The following is a 19,892-nucleotide window of genomic DNA, read 5'->3' on the forward strand; positions in this document are numbered from 1 at the left end:
TTATGAATAATAAATTTAATGAAAATATTAATGATATTGTTTTAACAGATAATGACTACAAAGGTGTTATATACGAGCCTAGTGATAATGCAAAAAAATATACTAAAAATAATACTAAAACAAATATCAAAATAAAAAATAATAACAATAAAATTAACCAAACTAAAATAAAAAAAGCTCAAAACTTTAATTTTAATTTATTTATATGGACAACAGTTGCTATTGGCGTAGCCATATTTTTAATTGTAGCTACTATAACATATTCTTCTTTATCTAGCTATATTGGTGTTCCAGCTAAAAAAAATACTACTTCAGATAATAACATTAATTTAAACTTAAATAACAACAATGAAGACCCGTCAGTCTTAAGTAGCAAAACAAATAAAAATATAGTAGGTATTATAAAAAGTATAAATTATGAAAATGGTATATTTATATTTTCAAGCCTGGATAGTAATAAATCTTATACTTTAAAGTCCAAACCTTCTTCTATATTTAAAGATAAATTTGGAAATACTCTCTCTATGTCAGAGCTAAATACTGGAGATATTGTAGATTTTTCTTTTAATGATGATAATACTTTAGATTATGTTTCTCAAAATAAAGAAAGCTTTTTTTTAGAAAATGTGTCTAACATAAAAATAGACACTACCTTAAAAAATTTAACTTTAAATGATACTATATTTAACATTTCAGACAATGTTTCTGTATTAAAAAATAACGAACCTTACGATTTATTAGATATATCTAATTTAGATATACTTAACATTAAAGGATATAACAAAACCATTTATTTTATAGAATTAAAAAAAGGCGCTGGCATATTAAAGCTAGAAAATAAGCCTAACCTAAATAAAGGTATTATAGAAATTGACCGTAATATTTTTAAATCATTAGATGAAATAAATAGTATTTCATTATCAGAGGGCAAACATAAGGTTGTAATAAGAAGCGATGACTCTGTTTCTTTTGTAAAAGAAATTGATATAATATCAGATACGGAAACTATACTAGATTTAAGCCAAATACAAAATAAATCGGCTACTTTATTTATAAATAGTAATGTTACAGACTATACTTTGTATGTAAATGGTATAATAGAAACATCTAGAGAGCCATTAAAGCTACAATACGGTGCTTATACCATTAAAGCAGAAAAAGAAGGTTATACTCCTTTTGAAACTCAAATATCTATAAATAAACCTACGGTTAATATTAATATAAACTTAGAAAAAATTGAAAAGGTAGGTAAAATTAGCATAAATTCTACTCCAGATAATGCTAGTGTTTTTGTTAATAATTCTTTAATTGGATATACGCCATTAAGTTATAAACTTCCTCAAGGTGTTCATACAATAACTATAAAAAAAGAAGGTTATAATGATTTTGTTCTATCTAGCGTAACTATAGGTGATGAGGAAAGCTCATTTAATATTACTATGCACAAATCTGTAAAAGAAGATACAACAACTACTAGAGAAAACAACACAGAGCCTGTTGTTTCAGAGCCAACTATATAAAAATAGAGCTAAAGATTTTATCTTTAGCTCTATTTTTATACTCCCTTTACAGATTGTCTTATAACTATATTTCCTGGTATTATGCTATTGTCTGCTTTTGACAATGGATTTTTTATTTTTTTTATAATGTTACTAATGCATTTTTTTGCCATTTTGTCAATATCTATTTGAACAGTAGTTATTGGAGGATTGCATATCCTTGCGTGTATATCATTATCAAACCCTACTATAGATATATCATTAGGAACGCTTAACCCTATTTTATTTAAATATTGTACAAAATAATAGGCTGTTTTATCACTGTTACAAACAAATGCTGTTGGTAAATTTGACGGTAACTTAAATTCATAAAAAGCACCATTAGTGTCCCTATCATCTATTATAAAGTCTTTATTTATCTCTATTCCATTTTCTAGAAGAGCCTTAGAATAGCCTAAGTATCTATCTAGTATACTTCTGTTAGAATGTATATTACCTACATATCCTATATGTTTATGCCCATTTTCTATAAGATAATTTGTTATAGCATATGCACTATATATATTATCTCCAATAACAGAATCTACCAAAAAATGTCTATCATAAAAATCTAAAAATATAACAGGCATATTTTGTTTACAGATAGTTTTTGTATAACTTTCTTCCATTTGCCCTAGTATTATTATGCCGTCTATTCTTTTATCTAAAATTATGTTAGTTACAATATTTTCAATTTCTTTTTCTTTATCTATTACCTCTAAAATTGCATAATAATTATAATTGGATAGATGCTTTACTATGTTATTGTATATAGTAAAATAAAATGAGTTTTCTACGTCCATATATTTTTGAGCAACTATTACACCTATATTGTAAGTATAGTCTTCGTTTTTACTATTAGCAATAGATTTGTAGCCCATATCTATTGCTATTTCTTTTATTTTTGCCCTTAGCTCATCACTAACCCCTTGTTTATTAGACAAAGCCTTAGAAACTGTTACTATACTAACTCCTAATCTTTCTGCAATATCTTTCATTTTAACACTTTTACTCACAAATATCACCTCCCTAACAACTGATTTAAATTATAACAAATTTAGCTAAAAAAAGTCAATATATTTATTTAAATTTTATTAATTTTTAAAAATATTTTTTTATATTTTAAATTAAATATTGTAGAAATACAATAATATATTTTTAGTTTTATTTACATTTTTATTATGTCTTATTAATATATGTAAAATGTTGACTATATTTTTTATATATGATATATTTTATAAATATATTTGTAAGAGAAAGGAAGATGTTTTATGGAAGTTAATTGGAACTTAGACAATTTATATACAAGCTATAAAAGTGAAAAATTTATAAGTGATTTAAACAATTTTGAAACAACTGTTTTAGATTTTCTAAAATGGTGTAACAATAACTTTAATAATGTAGATAGTGTTAAAGAAAAGTTGGAGCTATATACAGAAAAACTAAATAATTTAAGTGCTTTTGACACTATTATAGGATATGTTCATCTTAGCTTAAAAGTAAACACTACAAATGCCGACCTTTTAAGCTTAATATCTAAGATAGAAAAAATATTAGTAGATGTTAAACAAATAGAAAATCATCTTACTTTATTTTTAAAAGATGTAAACAACTTAGATAGTATAATAAATAGCTCTAACATATTAAAAGAATATGCTTTCGTACTAAAAGAATCTAAAGATAAAGCCGATAAGCTATTAGATAATGAAAAAGAATATATTATATCTAAAATGGCTTTAAATGGCTCTAATATGTGGACAAAACAATGGCAACAAATAACATCAACATTAGCTGTATCCTATAATGATACTATTTTAACTTTACCAGAGGTAAGAAACTTAGCATACGATAAAGATGCTAATATAAGAAAAAATGCTTACTATGCTGAGCTTAAATCCTATGAAAAAATAGATTTACCTGCTGCTTTTTCTATAAATGGTATTAAAGGAGAAGTTATAGAAACTTGCAATTTTAGAGGATATAGCTCTCCATTAGAAATGACTTTAAAAGATTCTAGGCTAGATAAAGAAGTTTTTGATGCTATGTTTAGTGCAATAAAAGAAAGTTTGCCTAAATTACAAAAATATTTTATTAAAAAAGCACAATTACTAGGTCATAAAAATGGGTTACCTTTTTACGATTTATTTGCTCCTATATCTAACAATACAAAACAATATACATATGATGAAGCAAAACAGTTTGTATACGATAATTTTTCTAAATTTAGTGAAAAATTAGGTTGTTTTGCTAAAAAAGCTTTTGATAACAACTGGATAGATGTATATTCTAGAAAAGGTAAAGTTGGAGGTGCTTTTTGTTACAGTATACAAAGTATAAAAGAAAGCCGAATATTATTAAACTTTTCCAATTCTTTAGATAGTATACTTACATTAGGACACGAGCTAGGACACGGCTATCACAACCTATGTTTAAACAATGAAAAAGACTTAAACACTAGCTATTCTATGCCTATTGCAGAAACTGCCTCTACATTTTGCGAACATATATTAGTTAAATCTGCTTTAGAAAATAGTACTGATAACGATGAGAAACTTACTATATTAGAAAATGACTTATCTGGTACTTTACAATGTATAGTAGATATATACAGTAGATTTTTATTTGAAGATGAAGTATTTAAAAGACGTATAAATGGTTTTGTATCTAAAGATGAGCTTTGTGATATAATGGAAAATGCTCAAAAACAAGCATATGGAAATGGCCTTGACCATAATTTTTTACATAAATATATGTGGGTTTGTAAACCTCATTACTACTATGGAGATACTAACTACTATAATTTCCCTTATGCTTATGGTGTATTGTTTTCCAAAGGGTTATTTTCTTTATATTTAAATGATAAAGATAACTTTATTAAAAAATATGATAGTATGCTTAGTATAACTGGTAAATCTAGTTTATATGATGTTGGTAAATTTATTGGTGTAGATTTAAAAAATAAAGACTTTTGGTTATCTAGCCTAAATTTAATAATTAAAGATATAGAAAAATATTGCAAAATACAATTATAATAATTTAATAGTTAAAAAAGCCCCATATATGGGGCTTTTTTAACTTATTACAATTAAGGTTACGATTATATAATTACTATTGTTTCATACTAAGTAGAAGTTCTTCCATTTTTTCAGGCTTTTCTACACCATTTATTATAACTCGCATCTCTGAGCTTTTTGGCATACCTTTTATATACCAACCTAAATGCTTTCTCATTTCTCTTATAGCAATGTATTCGCCTTTACATTGTATGAGCATATGCAAATGTTTAATAGCTACATCTATTTTTTCATTTATTGAAGGATTTGATATTATTTCACCTGTTTTTAAATAATGTACAACTCTTTTAAATATCCAAGGGTTACCTTGTGCCTCTCTACCTATCATTATAGCATCGCAACCTGTATACTCTAATATCTCTTTAGCTTTTTCTGGACTAGTTATATCACCATTACCTATTATAGGTATGCTAACATTTTCTTTAACTTTTTTTATTATATCCCAATCGGCATTACCAGAATAAAACTGTTCTCTTGTTCTACCGTGTATAGCAAGGCCAGCTCCACCATTTTCTTCTACTATTTTTGCTATCTCTACGGCATTTACACAGTCATCGTCATATCCTTTTCTTATTTTAATAGTCAAAGGTTTGCTTGTACTAGAGGAAACAGCCTTTACTATTTTACCTATAAGCTTAGGATTTTTCATAAGAGCAGAGCCATCACCATTTTTTACTATTTTAGGTGCAGGACAACCCATATTAATGTCAAAAAATCCTATATCTTCATTACTATCAAGTTTTTTAGCCATATCTGACAAAACATCAGGGTCAGACCCAAATAGCTGAACAGCTACCTTGCCTTCACTTTTATCTATTTCTAATAATTTTTTAGTATTATCATTGTCATACATAATGCCTTTTGCACTAACCATTTCAGAATATGTAAGGCCACAGCCTTGCTCTTTACATAATGTTCTAAAAACAACATCTGTAACACCTGCCATTGGTGCTAAAAAAACATTATTTTGTGGCTCAAAATTTCCTATCTTCATTTTATTAACTCCATTCTATTTTATCAACATATAAAAATAATATTTTTTTAATACAATATTATTTTAAACTAAAAAAGTATATTTTACAATAAATTTAATTAAAATAGCCTTATTTTATTGTATATTAATACCTTAACTGTATAATAAAATAAATAAGATATAGGCTTTATCCTTTATTTTTAGTTGTACTACTAAATGTATTAATACTTATAGTGTATTGCTTTTTATAATTTTATAGTTTATAATTTATTTGAGGTGATTGATTTGTATATAAAATATAAAAAACAAAAAGAATTGTTATTGAAAGATATTGACGCTCTTTCTATATTAACTAGAAAATTATGCTTATACTGTAAATTTGTTTCAAAATCAAAATGTTTAGATACTCATTATATAAAAGCTCTTACTACTGATATAAAAATTTATATTGATAATATAGAAAATCATTTATAATATTTACATATTTTCAAATGTTTTTAATATATTTAATTTTCCAAATCCCCATAAATTATTGGGATATAGTTCATTACCATTTTTCTCTGCTCCTGATATAAAATACCCTGTTATAGATAATGTATTTATTGCTGGGCTATTTCCTTTAACTACTCCCCATTCTAGCATAAGAGCAGAACACCCTGTAGATATAGCTGTTGCTCCACTAGTACCTGTTATTCTATCTAAATCTCCTTTTTCATTAATACAACTAACATTTACTGCTGGAGCACTTATAGTAGGCTTTAAAATACTCTGCCTTGCAGGTCCTCTACCAGACTGTACAAAAAAGCTATTATCAAAATGGTTATACCCACCTACTGAAATAATAAAATAAGCAGTACCAGGCAATGTTACTGTATAAAATGGGTCGGGTGTTAAAAATATTGTATCTTCTTTTATAAAATTTTGTATAGGTAGCCAACTGTGTATCTTCCCTACTAAAATTCTTTCCCCATATACTTTTATACTCCAAATACCAGGGCTTGGTTTTGTAAATCTTATTAAAGTTATTTGTCCACTACTTTCAAAAGTTTTATTGTAATACTGTACCCTTATCTTTGTATTACTAAGAGGAAATAATATTTCTTCATCATAGTTATCTCTTGGTGGAATTCTACCTGTGCTTTCTCCCGTAGGAGATATTATATTTACACTTATCCTATCTGACGGGTACGTTACAATATTTAATATTATTCCTTCTTCTCCCTCTGCCACCTTAAATTCTAATGTTTTTTCATCTCCTGTACCTTTTAATTCTATTAATGAATGATGTGCTGCATTACCTTCATTTCCATTACATACGCTAACACAAATTCTATTTTTTATAGCTATATTAGATATATATTGTTCTAATAATGTTAATCCATTATGAAATGACATATTGCTCCCCATACCAATACATATTGCTAATGGTTTGTTTAATTCTAATGATTTTTCATATAAATATTCTATACCAAGCATCAAATCTGAACTGCTATAAGAAGGTACATTATCTGGTATAAATTCATATTCTTTTAATGATTTATTGGCTTGCTTTAACTTAACTACTACTATTTCTGCATCTGGTGCAACCCCTATAAAGTTTTCTTTAGTATTTTCCCTACCAGCACATATGCTAGCTAGTTTAGTACCGTGTCCTATTTCATCTTTAGATGGTACTATATCAAAAGGCGCTTCACTAGATATAGCTAAATCTATATCCTTTCTTGTATATTCTGCACCAAAGCAAAAATTTTTGGGAGGCTTACCTTTTATAGTTTGGTCCCATATACTAACTATTTTTGTAGTATTGTCTTCATATATAAATTCATCTAAAGTATAATTTATGCCAGTATCTACAATACCTATTAAAACACCACTTCCTTTTAAATTTAAAAATGGTTGATTTTGTATAGATAAAACACCTGTTTTTTCTAAAGCAGATTTATCCATTAACCCTAAATTAAAAGGCTGTCTTAAAGCCATTTTAGATATTTCTTCTTGTGGTATAAGGTTAAAACTATCTTTTTTAATGTACAAAATAACAAAATCGCCAGTCAAAACTTTACATACCCTAATAAATGGATATTTTTCTATTATAGTTTTTACTTCATTATTATATTGAGTAACTCTAACAATATAATCTTCAGAATATACTATATCATTTAGGTTATCATTTTGTTCTATACTCATTGTTTTTAAAAAATCATTTTGCTTGTATAATTCTAGTATATTTAATGTATTTAATGTACATAAACTTCCATATCCCCATTCTTTATTAGGATATTTTAAGCTATCTTTCCTTTTTGCTCCTACTCTTAAAAAAGCTTTTAACCTTTGTCCATACAAAAATAAATCATTTCTATTTACTATTCCCCATTGCATTAACAATGAACAAGCACCTGTTACAAATGGTGCTGCCATACTTGTTCCTGAAAAAGTATCATACCCTAAAAAGTTAGATGTGGTAGTTATATTTTCACTTGGTGCTACCAAATCTGGCTTTACTCTTTTATCCCTAGTATATCCCCTACCAGAAAAATCTGATATAGAATTTAACAAATCGTTGTACCCTCCAACTGTTATAACATTATTAGCCGTAGAAGGTATAGTTAGTGTAGTATCTACACTTGGTTTTAAAAACTTTGTATTTTTAGATGATATTTCTGTTATAGGTAACCATATATTAAAAGTACCTTCTACTATATTTATACCAGAAATAACTATTTTCCATATACCATTTGGCAAGTTTCCTTCTGTAGATATAATTTCAAAAAATAATCCTTGCTCTATACTATATGGGGCAGGCTCACCTAAATTAAAGTATAAATTTGCATAGCCTAAATTAAATATATTACTTGATATTGTATTATTAATAAATCCTGTTTCTACACCGTTAGGTGCTATTATATTTACATTAAATTCATCTACAAAGTTTTTAAATAAAACTATATATAATGAAGATAAATTAGTATCTAATGATATTTCTACTTCAATAGTTTCTCCTGTTTTTATAACATTTGTGTAGTGATGTGATGTTGAGCCTTCGTTACCTGTTGCCACTACTATAGATGTTTTCCATATATTAGACATATCATTTATATATGTTTCAAATAAAGATGTCCCTGTATGAGAGCCATCATTTGTACCAAAAGATATATTTATAGCCACAGGTTTATTTAGCTCTATGGCACTATCTAAAACAAACTTTATAGCACGCATTATTTCTGTATTTCTTGCAAAGGACTCTCGTCCTCTTTCTCCTAACTTTACAACTATTATATCGCTTTTAGGTGCTATTCCTCTATATTTTTGGTTAGATGATACACCATTACCACAGGCTATGCCTGCAACTGCTGTTCCGTGCCCTATAGTATCATTTGTTTTTACAATAGAAAAAGGCTCTTTAGATAATAATGCCTTGTTTATTTCTTCTCTAGTATATAAAGTTCCAGAAGAAAAACCCTTTGGTGGATTTCCATCTTGTAAAGTTTGGTCCCATATGTATTCTATCCTAGTAGTGCCATCTTCATTTCTAAAGTCTTTATGTGTATAGTTTATACCAGAATCTATAATAGCTACTAATGTTCCCTCTCCTGTTAAACTATCTGTAGATATTGGAACTTGCTCACTACAAGTACTATTTTTAGCATTATCTAAAACAATAGATAAACTTCTTGGTTTTTCTATATATTCTATCTCTCTATATAAAGTTAAAAGAAATATCTGTTCTTTTTTTAATGTAATTATTGCATAATTTGATGATAATATTTCTATATCTACATTCATTTCATCTTCTATAATTTTTAAATTATTATTATATTTTACTATAACTTCCCATATATTATTTTGTATATTATACCCTGCTTTTATATTACTTTTTTCTAATATATTATCAGGTATGCTAAGTGCTGTTTTTAATTGACTATCTAATTTAAAATCATTAAATTTAGGCATATTTTACCACCTTAAAAAATTATAATTCAATATATGCCAAAATTATAAATTTATACTAAATTGGGTTGAACTTTAGCAAAAATTAAATTATAATTTTAATATTAAAATACTTTTAGGGGGTTTTATGACAAGCTTTAATTTAAAAATAATTGCATTAATAACAATGTTTATAGACCATATAGGAAGTGTTATATTTCCAAATCATTTTTATATCAGGTTTATAGGTAGGTTAGCTTTTCCTATATATGCCTTTTTAATATCCGAAGGGCTTAAAAATACTTCTAATATAAAAAATTATGTAAAAGACCTTTTTATACTTGCTTTAATATCTGAGCTATTTTACGACATATGCTTTAATACTAGTATAAATTTATTTTATAATACAAATACTGTTTACACTTTATTTTTGGCAAGTATATCCATATATTTTTATAATAAAATAAATACTATTACAATAAAATACTTGTGTTTATTTTTAGGCATATCTTTATCATATATTTTTAAGACAGATTATGATATATTAGGTGTTTTGTTAATATACATTTTCTACTTTTCAAAAAATAAATATAACTATTTAACATATGGTATTATATGGGTTAATCTTAAATATTTAAACAATATATCTAGCATACTTTACTCAAAATTTAATACTAATATGTACCTATCAAATACATACATAACAAACTCTTTAGGGTTATACTTATTTACAATTATTCCATTTTTTATTATATTTTATTATAATGGAAAAAAAGGTAAAAATATAAAATATCTTTTTTATCTTTTATATCCATTACATCTTTTTATACTTTGTATTATAAAATTATTTATATTATAGGAGATTTTTATGAAATTAATAATAGATGCAGATGGTTGCCCTGTAACAAATATAGCTATTAATATAGCTTTAAAAAACAATTTAAAAATAATGGTTGTATCCGATACATCACATATTTTTAATTTTGAAAATGACAATATTTCTTATATAATTGCAGATAAAGGATTAAATAGTGCCGATTTTTTAATATTAAATAAATGTATAAAAAATGATGTTATAATAACACAAGACTATTCTCTAGCTGCTATGTGTTTATCAAAAAGTTGCTTTGTTATTAATCAAAATGGTTATGTTTATACAAACGATAATATAGATGAGCTTTTACTTAGAAGTCATATAGGTAAAAAATTGAGAAAAGCTGGCAAAAGTGATTTTAAAATAAAAAAACGCACTAAAAACCAAGATGAAAACTTTATTAAATCATTTCAAAATCTTTTAAAAAGTATAAAAAATAACACCTTATAATATATAAAGTGTTATTTTTTTTGTTATTTTTTTACTACTATAGTTTCAAAAGGTCTTAATAAATTATTTTTTGTATTTTCGTAATTTTTAAATAAAATATCATTTCCTAATGGTATTTCTATATTTTCATTTGTAAAATTAGCATATACTATAAAATCTTCTTTCTCCATAGAAATAATTTTACCATCTGTATTAAAAGTAGCTTTTTTTTCTATTTTTTCATAATTTTCTTTTCTAAATTTAATTATATTTTTATAATAGTTAAATACACTATCTTCGCTATTTATATCTTTTTTAACATTTATTTTATTATAATTATCATTTACATCTATCCAAGGGGCTACATCTGAAAAACCAGCATTTTTAGTATCGTCCCATTGCATAGGTATCCTTGCATTATCTCTTGACACAAGCTTAATAATTTCCATAATGCTATCTTCTGATAACCCTTTTTCTTTAAGCTCATTATATTTATTTAGTGTTTCTACATCTCTATATTTATCAATGCTATTAAAATATGCATTAGTCATACCTATTTCTTCTCCCTGATAAATATATAAATTACCCTTTAATAACCCAAACAAAGTTATTAAAAGCTTAGCACTTTCTTTTCTATATTCATTATCATTAAGCCATAAAGAAATAAGCCTTGGCAAATCGTGATTGTTCATAACAATAGCCTCTATACCTGTGTACTCATTTTCCCATTTATTTATGCAATCACAAAGCTTGTATAAATTAATTTTAGATTGGTTCCATTTATCTCCATATGTGTGTGTTAAACATTGGTGAGTAAAATGAAATGCTTGTGTAAGTCCATCTTTATTACACATTTTGTAGCTTTCATCAATAGTAGAACACCAACATTCTCCTACTGTTAATATTTTATCTTTAAAAGTGTTATTGTTAAGCTCTTTTAGGTATTCATAAAATTTAGGTCCTTTTCCCGTTATCATTTTATCTGGCTCTTTACCTATTAAATCTATAACATCAAGCCTAAAACCTTCTACACCTTTTCCTATCCAATAATTAATCATTTCATATAAGTCTTTTCTAACATTTTCGTTTTCCCAGTTTAAATCTGGTTGTGTTTTATCAAAAAGCCTAAAATAGTACTTCCCTACTTCTTCACTATAAGCCCAAGCACTTCCACCAAACATAGAATTAATATCATTAGGCTCATCTCTCCAAATGTAGTAATCATAATATCTACTATCTTTCTGTAAAGCCTTTTTAAACCATATATGCTCACTAGATGTATGATTTAACACTAAATCCATCATAATTTTTATATTCCTCTTTTTAGCTTCTTTTATAAGCCTTTCGTAGTCTTCATTAGTACCAAAAAGTTCATCTATTTGCATATAATCTGATATATCATAACCATTATCATTTTGTGGAGATTTACAACAAGGGCTTAACCATATATAGTCTACACCCAAGTCTTGTATATAATCAAGTTTTTCTATTATACCATTTATATCTCCATATCCATTACCTGTTGTATCTTTAAAACTTTTTGGATAAATTTGATATATAACTTTATTTTCTAAATCTCTCATAAAATCACCTTTTATATCCTATAATTCATCATATATTTTTAGTATTTCAGAAACGCTCCAAGCCTGTGCAAAACACCCTCTACTTTCATTTGGTAAAAGACCGTCATATATTTCTGCAACTTGTCCAACGCAACCTTCTCTTAAAGCATCTTCAAAAAATGAAAGTTGCTTTTTAACTACTTCTTTAGCAGTATTACTATAATTATTTACTTTTAAATATGCTCTAAAGTATGACCCTAAAGGAAATGTCCAAACAGTACCTTGATGATAAGACATATCCCTTTTATAATGTTTTCCACTATATTCTGGAACAAACTGTACATCATCTGGAGATAAGCTTCTAAGACCATAAGGTGTATATAGCTTATCAAATACCTTATCTACAACCATTTTAGCCTTTTCAGTATCTATTGGGGAAAATTCACAAGAAACAGCCCATATTTGATTACATCTTACTTGATAGTCATAATCCTCACCAGAAACTACATCTTTTAAGCAATTTTCTTTTTCGTTCCAAAACTTTTCATTAAAAGATTTTTTAACTTTTTCTGATAATTCTTCATATTTTTTAGTATCTTTATTTAATAATTTACCAAATTCATTAACTATTTTTAAAGAGCTATACCAAAAAGCATTTATTTCAACAGGTTTTCCGTGGCGTGGTGTTGGAAGCTCAGTGTCAAATCTAACATCCATCCACGTTAATTGGTTATAACCACTGCCTGCCTTTATCAAATAATCTGTATCCATTTTTATATCATAGTCTGTACCATTCATATAGTTTTCTAAGACAGACACCATAGGCTCAAAAGCTTCTTCTATAAATTTTATATCTTTTGTAGCTTTATAGTAGGTATATACACCTTGTATAAATAATAAAGAAGCATCTACTGTATTATAAAGTGGGTCATTACCACCTTCTGGAAAAAGGTTAGGCATAATCCCATTTTTTAAATATTTTATAAACGTTCTAAATATATCTTTAGCATCTTCATACCTTTTTGTAGTTATACAGCACCCCTCTAGTGCATACATTGTATCTCTGCCCCAATCTGCAAAAAAGGGATACCCTGCCATAATTGTTAAACTGTCCGTAGACTCTCTCCTACATATAAATTGGTCTGTTGCTCTAACCAATACTTTAGCAATATCATCTTCTAAGCCACACTTTTCTATTAAATCTTTTTGCCTTTTTATTTCATTATCAAAAATAGATTGTGTGTCCTTTTGCTCATTTGTTAAAGTAAACTGTAAATAAGCGATATTGTTATTATCAAAATCATAAATATAGCTTATACCTTTTGCAAATCTTCCAACAGATTCTCTACCATCTTTAGCATCATAGCTATAATAAATATCATTTTCATACTGTATAGAATTAAAAATATTTATATCCCAACTGTTACAAATAACGTTCATATCAATATTGTTAGCACTAATTTTATTATTGTAAATATTAAATGGTTGGTTATAGTCCATTATTTCCCCTTTATTACAAAATTGTAATGCTGGTGTAACCTCTAAGCTAACTTTTTTATTAAGATGATTTATTATTTCATATTTTACACCTAAAGTATTTTCTCCATATGCTAACACAACAGATTTTATAATTTCTACTCCATCTACTATATAATGCCAAACTGGTAAATATTTTTGGCTAAAATTAACTAAGTATTTTTCTCCATCTTTATTTTTGGTATGTTGAACATATTCTTGAGATGTAAGCTCGTATTGTTTTCCATTAATTGTAACTATTTCTTCTAATTTTCCAATCAATGTATATCTAATATTAGGAGCAATTGTTGCTACAACAAATACCCCATTATCATTTCTTATAATAGAATTAATTATAGATAATGTACTATATCCACCTAGACCATTTGTAAGTAGGTAGCAATTTTCTTGTGCTATTTTTTTATTTTTAAAATTATTTGACCCATAGCTAAATTTAATCATTATTTTTCTATCCTCTCTATTAAAACTCCTTTTGGTTGTAACGTACTTTCATTTAATAAATTAGAAAAAATAACCTCTTTGTAGTGCACTTTAACCTCTTTATCACTAGCATTTATTGTAACTATTATTTTTTGCTTATCATCTTCTTTGCAATATTTTATAAGTCTAGTATTGTGGCTATCATTTATAAATTTTATATTGTTATTTTTAAATGCTTCTGTATTTTTTCTAAGGTCTATTAATTTCTTCATTTTTTCGATTTTTTCATCATATATACCCTGCTCTATTTTATCCCAAGGCATACAAGCTCTACAATCTGGGTCGTGAGCACCCTCTAATACTATTTCTGTACCATAAAATATACAAGGGCTACCAACTAATGTAAATAATATAGCTAACTGTTGCCAAAATATATCTTCATCTTTTGTTCTATGTATTAACCTATCAGTATCGTGAGAATCTAAAAGATTAAATAAAACTTTGTTAGTTTGCTCCATATACACATTATAACATCTATTTACTTTATACATAAATTCAACATTTGTCATATTTTTATTATTCCAAAAAGATGTTATAGTTGTTTGTAATGGATAGTTCATAACAGAGTCAAATTCATCTCCCCTAAGCCATTCTATTGCATCGTGCCATATTTCTCCTAATATGTACACATTAGGCTTAATACTTTTTACCCTTTTTCTTATTTCTTTACATAAATAATGAGATATTTCATTAGCAACATCTAATCGCCAGCCATCTATATCAAATTCTTTTATCCAATATTCACAAATATCCAAAATATAGTCTACCACTTCTTGATTATTAGTATTTAATTTTGGCATATTAGATGTAAATGCAAAAGAATAAAAGCTTTTATCTTCTGTCCCTTTTTTATTTTCATCTATTGGCCATTTATTAACCATAAACCAGTTAAAATATTTAGATTTTTCTCCATTTTTTAATACATCTTGCCAATAAGGAAACTCTTTACCACAATGGTTAAATACCCCATCTAGCATTATTTTTATACCTTTATCGTGTGCTTTTTGTACAAGTTCTTTAAAAGTTTCTTTATCTCCAAATATTTCATCTATTTCATAATAATCTATTGTATCATATTTATGGATAGAGCTTGCTTTAAATATAGGTGTTAAATATATACCGTTTATACCCAAATCTTTTAGATAATCTAATTTTTTTATAATTCCTCTTAAATCTCCACCATATATATCTTCATTTTTTGGTTTTTTGCTTGCCCATTTTAATGTTCCTGTTGGATTTATACTACTATCTCCATTAAAAAATCTATCTGGAAAAATTTGATACCATATGGTATTATTTACCCATTCTGGTATTTCTTTTACATCAGTAGGATTTAACCAAGGTTTAATAAAAGATTGCTCATTATATTTTTTTTCTTCGTAAAAAAATCCATCTTCATAAAAATAAACTGTTTCGTCTTTAGAAACTAACTCAAAATAGTATTTAAGCCTTTTATATTCTGGTTTTACTTTTATTTTCCATACTATATGATAATCTAGTTCCACTTTTTCAGTTATTTCTACTTTTTGTCCACTCCATTTCCAGTCGCCACCTAATATACCTCCTAAAAATGGATCTCCGTGTATAATGCTAACTTTCTCTACATCATATCCCGTTTTTAAAGTTATTTGTATAGTATCTTTATCTAAAGGATAACAAAAGTTATCTGATGTTCTATGTATTATTGCTCCAAAATTCATTATTACACCTCTTCTACATAAATTAAAGGGAGATAAAATCTCCCTTGAGTCTGTATACAAAGTCTACAATCTTTTAAAAGAAAAATTTTATCTTTTTAAGTAAACTATATAAAAATCCAATTTTAAAACAATGGCTAAAGCCCTTAAAAATCTTATTTTATATAAATTTAAACAGAACTAAACCTTGCCATTTTTTGTATTATTTATTTTACTATTCTTTAACCGAACCTACAACTATACCTGTTACAAAATACTTTTGCATAAAAGGGTATATTAAAAGTAATGGTAATGTTGAAATTACTATTTTTGCCGAATCTAGTGTACGGCTAGAAATCTCTGCTAATTCTTTTAACTTTTCTGGGTCAGTTATTTTTGTAACATCAACGTTAAGCTGTTGTATATAAGTTTGTAAAGGATAGTTTGATGTTTTTGTTATGTAAACCAAAGCTGAAAAATAATCGTTCCAATGGCCTACAATAGTAAATAATATTACAGCTGCAAGTGTTGGCTTTACAACTGGTAAAAATACTTTTAATAATATTGTCCATTGAGATGCCCCGTCCATCATAGCTGCTTCTTCTAAAGATTTTGGTACACCTCTAAAAGCATTCATTAATAATATTACATTACCTATTGGAACTGCTCCTGGTAATATTAATGCCCATATAGTATTTGTTAAATTTAGCCCATTAACAACCATAAATGTAGGTATTAATCCACCTGAAAATAACATTGCAAATAATACCACTCTCATATAAAATTTTTGAGCATAAAACATTTTAGGGCTTTTAGACAATGGATAAGCAGTTAAAATTAATAATGTCATATTTATTGCTAATCCTAACACAACTCTTAAAACAGAAATCATAAAAGAACGCCAAAACTGTGTTTCCTCCATTATCTTAGCATATGAGCTAACATTAAAATTTTTAGGGATAATGCCCACAATATTAGCTGTTGCTGATGCATTATCACTAAATGATATTGCCACCATATTTAAAAGAGGTAAAAGGCAAGAAATAGTTAATAATATAAGTATAATCCAAATTATAGCATCTGCTATTAAACCTGATAGTGTTCTTTTTTCTACCACCGTTATTCCCTCCTTTAAAATATTCTATAATCTGTAACTTTTTGCGCAAGCTTATTAGCAGATAATATTAATATTATACCTACAATAGAACGCATAAGTCCAACTGCTGTACCAAGACTATACTGTCTTTGTACCAAACCAACTCTATAAACATAAGTATCTATAATATCCGATGTTTCCATAACAAGTGGGTTGTATAAGTTAAATATTTGGTCAAAACCTGCATTTAAAATATTAGGTAAGTTCATTATAGTTACAAGCATAATAGTTGGTAATATACCTGGTAATGTAATGTGTAAAACTCTTTTAAACCTATTTGCACCATCTATTGCTGCTGCCTCATAAAGTCCTGGGTCTATACCAGATAATGATGCTAAATATATAATAGCTCCATACCCAAAGCCTTTCCAAACATCTGTTGCAACAAGCATTGGTCTAAACCAATCATTACTAGCTAAAAATAAAATTCTATCTAGTCCTAGTTTTTCTAAAAAATCATTTATAGGGCCATCATAAGCAAATACGTTTACAACAACTGTTGCTAATATAACCCAAGATAAAAAGTTAGGTAAATATACTATTGTTTGTATACTTTTTTTAGCCCATTTTATTCGCACTTCGTTTAAAAGAAGTGCAAATAAAATAGTTACTATTGTACCTACAACAATTTTCCAAAATGCTATTATTATAGTATTCATAAATATTTGTTTACTATCTGGCATTTGGAACATAAATTTAAAGTTTTGAAGACCTACCCATTGCGAACCTAAAATACCTTTTGCAGGCATATAATTTTGAAAAGCCATAACTATACCAAACATTGGTATAAAAGAGAATATTATAAGAAAAATCATACTAGGAGCAAGCATTAAATTTAAGTCTATTTGGTCACGTTTGTTTCTTATGGTATTTTTTTTATGCTTTCTAGTTCTACTCATATATCGGCCTCCCTATTATTTGTTTTTTTCTGCAATAGCTTGATTTACTTCTGCTGTTATTTCATCTCCACCAGTTTTTTTCCAAGTTTCTACAAATTCATCAAAATAGTCTACAGGTTTTTCTCCTGTTATTATTTTTAAATACATTTCTTGTTCTAATTTGCTAAGAGCTGGCCATTTTAAAGACATACTAGGAGTATTTCCATAGAAAATAGGAGTAATCTCTTTAATGTTAGCTTTTGCTACAGTGCTAGGAGCTTCTACTAAAGACATATAGTGAGCCCAATCAGCTGGTGTTATTCCGCTTTGATTTTTTAAGTTATCCTCATATGCTTTACAACCTTCATATAAAACTAAATCTGTTCTGTTAAGTTTAGATGTATCATTTGTATCTAAAGCTTCTTTTATTTTTGTTCCTAATTTAATAAGTCCATCATAATAGTCTATATTTGTAGCTAAAACAGAACCATCTACATTAAGCTTTTTGTAATCATTAAGCTCTTTTAAATCTTCTTTGTTTTCATCATAATTTGATAAATCATACTGTATGCTAGCAAGTTTCCATATTAGCTCTGGGTGTTCAAAGCCTTTTCTAACAACAAGATAACTGCTATTAGGGTTACCTGCAAACATTTTAAGTTGACCATTTTTATCAAAAGGTGATATACAAGGAACCCATTTTGCTTCTGGGTTTAATGAAGTTGATTCATTAACTTCCCAACCACCCCACCAGTTGCCAAAAAATGCTCCACTTTTTCCACTTGTAAGGATAGCTTTTCTATCATCATCAGTTCTAACAGCCATTTGTTTATCTATTAGCCCTTTTTTGTACCAATCTGCTAAAACAGCAAGACCTTCTTTCATCTCTGGTTGTATAGAACCATAAAATGCATTGCCAGAGCCATCATCTAACCATTGGGAAGGGTATGCACCAAAATATGCAAATATGTTATTAACTTGATAAGGTCCACCCGTTTTACCTGCAACCTCTGGTGCAACAACAAGTCCTTCTGTTTTACCAACTCCATTTCCACCTGGGTCTTTATCTTTAAATTGTTGTAAAACATTTTCCAAATCTTCTAAAGTTTTTGGAAGTTCAAGGCCTAATTTATCTAACCAGTCTTTTCTAATCCATAATATACCAGGACCGTGAGATATTTCTGTTGTTGGTAATGCCATAAGCTTACCATCAAATGTAGCTTTTTCAAAAATTCTACCACCATAAGAGTTATAAATTTCTTTTATTAAATCACTAGCAGTATTTTCGTAGCTTTCTGTTAAATCTGCTATTAAGTCATTTTCATATAATTGCTTTAAAGTTTCATAATCACTAACAGCCATTATATCTGGTATTTCATTACTAACTATTGCCATAGAAACCTTTTGGTCATAGTCTTCGCCAGTATTTGCTTCAAAGATGTTTTCATTTTGAGCATTTATTTTTTTATTAATGTATCTAGTCCAAGCGTTGTTAGTATCATTGTCACCTTCATATGGTGTACCTTTTAATGCGTCATAATTATGAGATGTTCTTCCTAATGTATAAGTTACAGTTTCTGGATAAGCACCATAAGGTGTTGTCATAGCTTCCTTCCAAGCAGGGTCTTCCATCTTAGCTTCTATTTTAGATTTCAATTCTTCTTCATTTACTTTTCCCTTAGACCCACAACCAGCTAAAGATGTTGGTAAAAGAGTTAAAGCAAGTAAGATAGCCATAATTCTTCTTTTCATATAAAACGACCTCCATTTTTTCGTTAATTTTCGGTAT

The 19,892-nt window shown here is 27.3% G+C and carries 14 protein-coding genes; 5 read left to right on the forward strand and 9 right to left on the reverse strand.

Annotated elements, in window-relative coordinates:
- The first annotated feature begins 2 nt into the window (after nucleotides 1-2).
- The gene (locus tag R5Z65_RS02225) at nucleotides 3-1,520 is read left to right on the forward strand and encodes a PEGA domain-containing protein (RefSeq protein WP_317366809.1); all 1,518 of its coding nucleotides are present in this window, start codon (nucleotides 3-5) and stop codon (nucleotides 1,518-1,520) included.
- 35 nt (nucleotides 1,521-1,555) lie between these two features.
- On the opposite strand, the gene R5Z65_RS02230 is transcribed toward R5Z65_RS02225, so the two are convergent.
- The gene (locus R5Z65_RS02230; RefSeq protein ID WP_317366811.1) at nucleotides 1,556-2,554 is read right to left on the reverse strand and encodes a LacI family DNA-binding transcriptional regulator; all 999 of its coding nucleotides are present in this window, start codon (nucleotides 2,552-2,554) and stop codon (nucleotides 1,556-1,558) included.
- A 255-nt stretch (nucleotides 2,555-2,809) separates the two neighbouring features.
- Between R5Z65_RS02230 and R5Z65_RS02235 the strand changes: the two genes are divergently transcribed.
- Nucleotides 2,810-4,570 (forward strand): M3 family oligoendopeptidase, encoded by a 1,761-nt coding sequence (locus R5Z65_RS02235; RefSeq protein ID WP_317366812.1) that lies wholly within the window; start codon nucleotides 2,810-2,812, stop codon nucleotides 4,568-4,570.
- Between the two features lie 76 nt (nucleotides 4,571-4,646).
- On the opposite strand, the gene dusB is transcribed toward R5Z65_RS02235, so the two are convergent.
- Nucleotides 4,647-5,606 (reverse strand): tRNA dihydrouridine synthase DusB, encoded by a 960-nt coding sequence (dusB, locus tag R5Z65_RS02240; RefSeq protein ID WP_317366813.1) that lies wholly within the window; start codon nucleotides 5,604-5,606, stop codon nucleotides 4,647-4,649.
- A gap of 264 nt (nucleotides 5,607-5,870) precedes the next feature.
- Here dusB and R5Z65_RS02245 point away from each other — a divergent pair, with 264 nt between their 5' ends.
- Nucleotides 5,871-6,059, forward strand: coding sequence for a hypothetical protein (locus R5Z65_RS02245; RefSeq protein WP_317366814.1), 189 nt, complete (start codon nucleotides 5,871-5,873; stop codon nucleotides 6,057-6,059).
- 3 nt (nucleotides 6,060-6,062) lie between these two features.
- Here R5Z65_RS02245 and R5Z65_RS02250 read toward each other — a convergent pair whose 3' ends face one another.
- Complete coding sequence (locus tag R5Z65_RS02250; RefSeq protein ID WP_317366815.1) at nucleotides 6,063-9,536, reverse strand: S8 family peptidase; 3,474 nt, start codon at nucleotides 9,534-9,536, stop codon at nucleotides 6,063-6,065.
- A gap of 124 nt (nucleotides 9,537-9,660) precedes the next feature.
- Between R5Z65_RS02250 and R5Z65_RS02255 the strand changes: the two genes are divergently transcribed.
- Together R5Z65_RS02255 and R5Z65_RS02260 are read left to right on the forward strand one after the other, a co-directional pair.
- Complete coding sequence (locus R5Z65_RS02255) at nucleotides 9,661-10,371, forward strand: TraX family protein (RefSeq protein ID WP_317366816.1); 711 nt, start codon at nucleotides 9,661-9,663, stop codon at nucleotides 10,369-10,371.
- Nucleotides 10,372-10,380: 9 nt separating this feature from the next.
- Nucleotides 10,381-10,836, forward strand: coding sequence for a DUF188 domain-containing protein (locus tag R5Z65_RS02260; protein WP_317366817.1), 456 nt, complete (start codon nucleotides 10,381-10,383; stop codon nucleotides 10,834-10,836).
- A 23-nt stretch (nucleotides 10,837-10,859) separates the two neighbouring features.
- Here the strand turns inward: R5Z65_RS02260 and R5Z65_RS02265 are convergent, their stop codons facing one another.
- The 6 genes from R5Z65_RS02265 to R5Z65_RS02290 form a co-directional block, all read right to left on the reverse strand.
- A complete protein-coding gene (locus R5Z65_RS02265; RefSeq protein ID WP_317366818.1) occupies nucleotides 10,860-12,398 on the reverse strand; it encodes an alpha-glucosidase in 1,539 nt (512 codons plus the stop codon).
- 18 nt (nucleotides 12,399-12,416) lie between these two features.
- Nucleotides 12,417-14,354, reverse strand: a complete 1,938-nt coding sequence (locus R5Z65_RS02270; protein WP_317366819.1) for an amylo-alpha-1,6-glucosidase — start codon at nucleotides 14,352-14,354, stop codon at nucleotides 12,417-12,419.
- A complete protein-coding gene (locus R5Z65_RS02275) occupies nucleotides 14,354-16,093 on the reverse strand; it encodes a glycoside hydrolase family 13 protein (RefSeq protein WP_317366821.1) in 1,740 nt (579 codons plus the stop codon). Before R5Z65_RS02275 ends, R5Z65_RS02270 begins: the two co-directional genes overlap by 1 nt.
- 211 nt (nucleotides 16,094-16,304) lie before the next feature.
- Entirely contained in the window at nucleotides 16,305-17,186 is an 882-nt protein-coding gene (locus R5Z65_RS02280) for a carbohydrate ABC transporter permease (protein ID WP_317366823.1), read from the reverse strand.
- A 14-nt stretch (nucleotides 17,187-17,200) separates the two neighbouring features.
- Nucleotides 17,201-18,124 carry an ABC transporter permease subunit gene (locus tag R5Z65_RS02285; RefSeq protein WP_331677995.1) on the reverse strand — a complete coding sequence of 308 codons (924 nt, stop codon included), beginning with the start codon at nucleotides 18,122-18,124 and terminating at the stop codon, nucleotides 17,201-17,203.
- Between the two features lie 15 nt (nucleotides 18,125-18,139).
- Nucleotides 18,140-19,855 (reverse strand): extracellular solute-binding protein, encoded by a 1,716-nt coding sequence (locus tag R5Z65_RS02290; protein WP_317366825.1) that lies wholly within the window; start codon nucleotides 19,853-19,855, stop codon nucleotides 18,140-18,142.
- Nucleotides 19,856-19,892 lie beyond the last annotated feature (37 nt).

Source organism: uncultured Tyzzerella sp. (genome assembly GCF_963558545.1).
GTDB lineage: Bacteria > Bacillota > Clostridia > Lachnospirales > CAG-274 > Tyzzerella.